General features: G+C 63.9%; 5 protein-coding genes. All 5 read left to right on the top strand.

Annotation, left to right across the window (positions count from 1 at the left end):
* Positions 1–2 precede the first annotated feature (2 nt).
* Entirely contained in the window at positions 3–1,703 is a 1,701-nt protein-coding gene (locus tag QOH60_RS13870) for an AMP-binding protein (RefSeq protein ID WP_526421215.1), read from the top strand.
* Between the two features lie 481 nt (positions 1,704–2,184).
* On the top strand, positions 2,185–2,952 hold the full coding sequence (locus QOH60_RS13865) for an MlaE family ABC transporter permease (protein WP_526421213.1): 768 nt from the start codon (positions 2,185–2,187) through the stop codon (positions 2,950–2,952).
* Positions 2,953–2,961: 9 nt separating this feature from the next.
* Positions 2,962–3,816 (top strand): MlaE family ABC transporter permease, encoded by an 855-nt coding sequence (locus QOH60_RS13860; protein ID WP_526421211.1) that lies wholly within the window; start codon positions 2,962–2,964, stop codon positions 3,814–3,816.
* A gap of 4 nt (positions 3,817–3,820) precedes the next feature.
* A complete protein-coding gene (locus tag QOH60_RS13855; RefSeq protein ID WP_526421209.1) occupies positions 3,821–5,200 on the top strand; it encodes an MCE family protein in 1,380 nt (459 codons plus the stop codon).
* Positions 5,201–5,231: 31 nt separating this feature from the next.
* A partial coding sequence (locus QOH60_RS13850; RefSeq protein WP_526421207.1) for a virulence factor Mce family protein occupies positions 5,232–6,215 on the top strand: 984 nt, incomplete at its 3' end.

The following is a 6,215-nucleotide window of genomic DNA, read 5'->3' as shown; positions in this document are numbered from 1 at the left end:
CTATGGACACACCAGCAGGCCGAGAAGCGTACCGCGCGGCCCGCGACATCCTGCTGCGACACCGCGACGATTACGACGGAGCCGTCGCGGCCTTCAGCTGGCCCGACGTCGGGGACCGGTTCAACTGGGCGCTCGACTGGTTCGACCCCATCGCGGCGGGCAACCCGCGAACGGCGCTGCGAATCATCGATGAGGACGGGTCCGACCGCTCGTATTCGTTCGCCGAGATGTCCCAGCGGTCTGATCGGGTCGCCGCATCGCTGGCCGCGGCCGGTGTCGCCAGGGGTGATCGCGTCATGGTCATGCTGGGCAATCAGGTCGAGTTGTGGGAATCGATGCTCGCGGTCATGAAACTGGGCGCGGTCATCATGCCGGCCACGACCGCGCTGGGGCCCAAAGACCTCGCCGACCGCGTCGGCCGGGGCGCGGTGCGCCATGTCATCACCAACGCCGACCAGGTCGATAAATTCGCTGAAATCCCAGGGGATTTCGGCCGCATTGCGATCGGCGACGCTCCACCGCCGTGGCGGCGCTACCGACTGGCCGACACGGTGGCCGCGTCGTCACTGCTCGGCACGCAGACCGGCGCCGACGACCCGATGCTGATCTACTTCACCTCGGGCACCACCAGCCGGCCCAAACTTGTTGAGCAGACACACCAGTCCTATCCCGTCGGGCATCTGTCGACGATGTACTTCCTCGGACTCCGCCCGGGCGACGTCCACCTCAACATCAGCTCGCCGGGATGGGCCAAGCACGCCTGGAGTTCATTCTTCGCGCCCTGGATCGCCGAGTCGACAATCGTCGTGTACAACTACGCGCGCTTCGACGCGGACCGCTTCCTGACGATGCTGCGGCACGCCGACGTCACCTCGCTGTGCGCGCCACCGACGGTGTGGCGCATGCTCATTCAGGCCGACCTGGGTCCCACGCCCGCCGCGCTGCGGGAAGCGGTCGGCGCGGGGGAGCCGCTGAACCCGGAAGTCATTGCGCATGTCCAGCAGTGCTGGGGGCTGACCATCCGCGACGGGTTCGGGCAGACCGAGACCACGGCGTTGATCGGCAATACCCCGGGCTCACCGGTCAAACCCGGTTCGATGGGCCGGCCGCTGCCGGGTGTTGCCGTGGAGATCGTCGACTCCATCAACGGGAGGCCGACCGGCGAGGGCGAGATCTGTCTGCGACTTGATCCGCGACCGGTGAATTTGATGACGGGCTACATCGGCGACGACGACCGCAACGACGAGGTCACCGCCGCCGGCTACTACCACACCGGCGACGTTGCCAGCCGCGACGCCGACGGCTTTATCACCTACATCGGACGCACCGATGATGTCTTCAAAGCATCTGACTACAAGATTTCCCCGTTCGAACTGGAAAGTGTGCTCATCGAGCATCCGGCGGTGGCCGAGGCAGCGGTGGTGCCGGCCCCCGACCCAACCCGGTTGGCCGTACCCAAGGCCTATGTCAGCTTGGCGGCGGGGTGGGTCCCCGATCAGGCCACCGCCGACGCCATCTTCGCCCATGCGCGCCTCAACCTCGCGCCCTACCAACGCATCCAGCGGATCGAGTTCATGGAGCTACCCAAGACGATCTCCGGCAAGATTCGGCGTGTCGACCTGCGGGCTCGCGAAAATACTTGTGAGACAGGCGATTTGGTACGTGAATATCGCGACCGGATGTCCGGGCGACGCTCCAGGTGAGCCCCGATCGGAGGGCGGGCACTGAGGACGCGGTTCAGTCCCAGACGGACCCGATTCGATCGCGACATCGTCTTGCCAGGTAATGCGGTCGAGCTTTTGAATTCTGCTGGCTAACACGAGAAATGACACGACCGTCAAAAAAGGCGCGCCGTTCCGACGTGCTCAGCAAATCCACAGGTGACGCGAAGTACCGGAATGTGACCCTGACGAGGGACCCATAATCCCTCGTGATGGAGCAGTCACCGGGATGACCGCCTCGTAGCGTTCCCGCCATGCCGCCGCCAGCTGATGGGAATTATCTGCAGCTGCGGGCGAATTGGGGTGCGGGCACAGCGGGGTGCGACCCAGTCCGTCCGCACGCCGCAGGCAATGCCTGCATGTCTGTAGATAAAGAATTGCGAATTCCGGTGCGGATTCGCGCAACAAGTCTAATCATGGGCATCACGCGCACCATTCGTTCCAAGCGGTGGGGGCACAGCTGATGACGACGTATCTGGACGTCAAGCCGGTCCGCGCCATGGGCGGCTTCTTCGCGATGACGCTGGACACCTTCGTGGCGATGGTCAAGCCGCCGTTCGCGTGGAAGGAATACGTACTTCAAAGTTGGTTCGTCGCGCGGGTGTCAGTCTTGCCGGCACTGATGTTGACGATGCCGTACTCGGTGTTGCTGGTGTTCACATTCAACGTTCTGCTGACCGAATTCGGTGCATCGGACTTCGCCGGAACCGGTGCCGCGATCGGCACCGTCAACCAGATCGGCCCGATCGTCACGGTGCTAGTGGTCTCCGGCGCCGGCGCGACAGCCATGTGCGCCGATCTCGGGGCGCGGACCATTCGCGACGAAATCGACGCGCTGCGGGTGATGGGCGTCAACCCCATCCAGGCGCTGGTGGTTCCCCGCGTGCTGGCGGCGACTACCGTGGCGTTGGCGCTGTCCGCCACGGTGATCCTCGTGGGCCTCAGCGGCGCATTCTTCTTCACCGTGTACGTCCAGCACGTCTCGCCGGGAGCGTTCGTGGCAGGTCTGACGCTACTTACTGGAATCGCAGACGTGATCGTCTCCCTGGTCAAGGCGACGCTGTTCGGGATGGCGGCAGGACTGATCGCCTGCTACAAGGGCATCTCGGTCGGCGGCGGCCCGGCCGGCGTCGGCAACGCTGTCAACGAGACGGTGGTGTTCACCTTCATGGTGTTGTTCGCGATCAACATCATCGTGACCGCCGTCGGCATCCAGTTCACGGTGCAATGAGATGACGCCATGACACAAGCCGTTCCGAGCAGGCCATACGCCAAACTGCGACGCGCGTCAGACACCGTAGCCGGCGAGTGGAAGCGGATCGGATCGCAGGCACAGTTCTATGCCAAGACGCTCATGTCGATTCCAGATGCGGTCATGAACTACCGGACGGAGCTATGGCGGCTGATCGCGCAGATGGGCTTGGGTTCGGGAGCACTCGCGGTGGTGGGTGGAACCGTCGCGATCGTCGGCTTCCTCACGATCACCACCGGTGCGTTGGTTGCGGTGCAGGGCTACAACCAATTGGCGTCCGTCGGCTTCGAAGCGCTTACCGGGTTCGCGTCGGCGTTTTTCAATGTTCGGCTGATCGTTCCGGGAACCACGTCCGTCGCCTTGTCGGCGACCATCGGCGCCGGCGCCACTGCGCAGATCGGCGCGATGCGGATCAACGAGGAGATCGACGCGCTCGAGGTTATCGGTATCCGAAGCATCGCATACCTCGCATCCACCCGTGTCCTCGCCGGGGTGATCGTGGTGATCCCGCTGTATTGCATCGCCGTGATGATGGCCTTCCTGGCTGCACGCACCGGCACCACCGCCATCTACGGCCAGGGTTCAGGGGTTTACGACCACTATTTCAGCACCTTCCTCAATCCCACCGATCTCATCTGGTCCTTCTTCCAGGTGGTCGCGATCGCGGTGGTGATCATGGTGGTGCACACCTACTACGGATACAACGCGTCCGGCGGGCCGGCCGGGGTTGGTGAGGCCGTGGGCCGGGCTGTGCGTACATCGATGGTGATCGCGGCGATCGAGATCATTTTCATCTCGCTGGCTGTTTACGGCCAGTCCGGCAACTTCAACCTGGCTGGCTAGCGACATGGAGAAGAGGCCAGGAGAACAGCACATCGGCCCCGGATGGTGGGCACTGATACTGATCGCGTTTACCGTCGTGTTTCTCGTGGTGACCTCGGCGATATTCGCAGGCACGTTCAAGTCCACCGTTCCGGTGACCCTGACTTCGGATCGGTCCGGGATCATTTTGGAGACCAACGCCAAGGTCAAGATGCGAGGCGTCCAGGTCGGCCGGGTAAGCGAGGTTGGCACGGCGAACCACGGCGCCAGCTTGAAGCTGGAGATCGATCCCGATCAAATCCAGTACATCCCGGCAAACGTCGAAGCAGAAATCGACGTCACCACCGCATTCGGAGCCAAGTTCGTCGAACTCGTCTCTCCGGAGAACCCGACGAAACAACGGCTGGCTTCCGGCGCGGTGCTCCATTCAAAGAATGTCAGCACAGAGGTCAACACGGTCTTCGAAAACATCGTCGACCTCGTGAAGATGATCGATCCGGCGAAGCTGAACGCGGTGCTGACCGCGGTGGCCGACGCCGTGCGCGGGCAAGGCGATCGGATCGGTGAGGCCACCACCGACCTCAACCAGGTGTTGACGGCGCTCAACGACCGTAGCGAGACCATCCGCCAGGACTGGCGGTCCTTCAAGAAATTCAACGACACCTATGCCGCAGCAGCGCAGGACATCCTAACGGTCCTCGACGCCGCCAGTACCACCAGCGCCACGGTCGTGAATCATTCGACGTCCCTGGATAACCTGCTGCTCAACGTCGTTGGCTTCTCGAAGGCGGGTACCAACCTGCTCGTCACGAGCAGGGACAATCTCGCCGCATCGGCGGCCGCTCTGGAGCCCACGACGAACCTACTGCTCAAGTACAGCCCCGAGTACACCTGCTTGCTGCAGGGCACCACATTCAACCTGCAGAACGGGGCCTATTCCGTGTTCGGCGGCGCCGACGGCCGGACGCTTCAGTTTGACGCCACCCTATTGCCCGGTAACGACCCCTACACCTATCCCGACAATCTGCCGATTACAGCGGCCAGGGGGGGGCCGGGCGGGAAGCCTGGCTGCGGGTCGCTGCCGGACGTTGCGAAGAACTTCCCCGTGCGCCAGCTCGTCACCAACACCGGATGGGGAACCGGCGTGGATATTCGGCCCAACCCCGGCATCGGGCATCCGTGCTATACCGACTGGTTCCCTGCGACGCGCGCCGTGCCGGAGGCGCCCACCATCCGCCAGTGCATCCCCGGGCCGGCAATCGGGCCGGTTCCGTACCCCGGCGCACCGCCGTACGGCGCGCCGCTGTACGGGCCGGGTGGGGTGCCGCTGTGGCCGGGGGTGGCACCGGCGCAGCCGAACCCGGGACCGGCGCAACCCGAAGACAACGGGCAGACGCCGCCGTGACCGCCGACAGACGACCGACGCAGGAGACGACGTGGGCAATCTGAGGGGCGCCGCCTGGCGCCTAGGCATTTTCCTCGCGGTCTGCCTGCTGGGTGCATTCGCGTTGGTGACCGTCTTCGGGCAGTTTCGGTTCGAGCAGGGCAAGAGCTACGTAGCCGAGTTCACCAACGTCACGGGCCTGCGGGATGGCGACATCGTCCGGATCGCCGGGGTGGAGGTCGGCAAGGTTCAGAAGATTTCCGTCAACCGGGACGCTACGGTGCGAGTCGAGTTTTCGGCCGACGATTCGGTGGTTCTCACCGAGGGATCCCGGGCCGTGATCCGGTACGACGACCTGATCGGTAACCGCTTCCTGTCCCTGATGGAGGGAGCTGGAGGGACGAAGACACTCAGGCCCGGTGACACGATCCCGGTTAACCGCACGGAACCCGCGTTGGATCTGGACACGCTGATCGGCGGATTTCGCCCGTTGTTTCGTGCGCTGAACCCGGACCAGGTCAACGAGTTGACCGGACAACTGATTCAGGCGTTTCAGGGGCAGGGCCCCACGATCGGCTCGTTTCTGAACCAGGCCGCCGCGGTGACCAACACCTTGGCCGACCGCGATCTTCTGATCGGGCAGGTCATCGACAACCTCAACGTGGTGTTGGGGTCGTTGGGCGGCCAGAGTGAACGGTTCGACAAGGCGGTGACGTCGCTCTCCGAACTGGTCGGCGGGTTGGCAAAACGCAGGACCGATCTCTCCCACGCGGTCGCCTACATCAACGCAGGCGCAGGCTCGTTCGCCGACTTGTTCGCCGAGGCTAGAGAACCGTTCCAAAAGGTGGTTCACGAACTCGACCGCGCCTCGGGCATCGCGGTGGCCGACCACGAATACCTCGACCGCTTTCTCGACCAGCTGCCAGACAAGTACCGAGCGCTGAACCGCCAGGCGATGTACGGCGACTACTTCAGCTTCTACCTGTGCGACGCGGTCCTCAAACTCAACGGGAAGGGCGGCCAGCCGGTGTACGTC

The organism is Mycobacterium sp., from assembly GCF_032159765.1.
GTDB lineage: Bacteria > Actinomycetota > Actinomycetes > Mycobacteriales > Mycobacteriaceae > Mycobacterium.
This window is presented reverse-complemented; position numbering and strand designations above follow the sequence as displayed.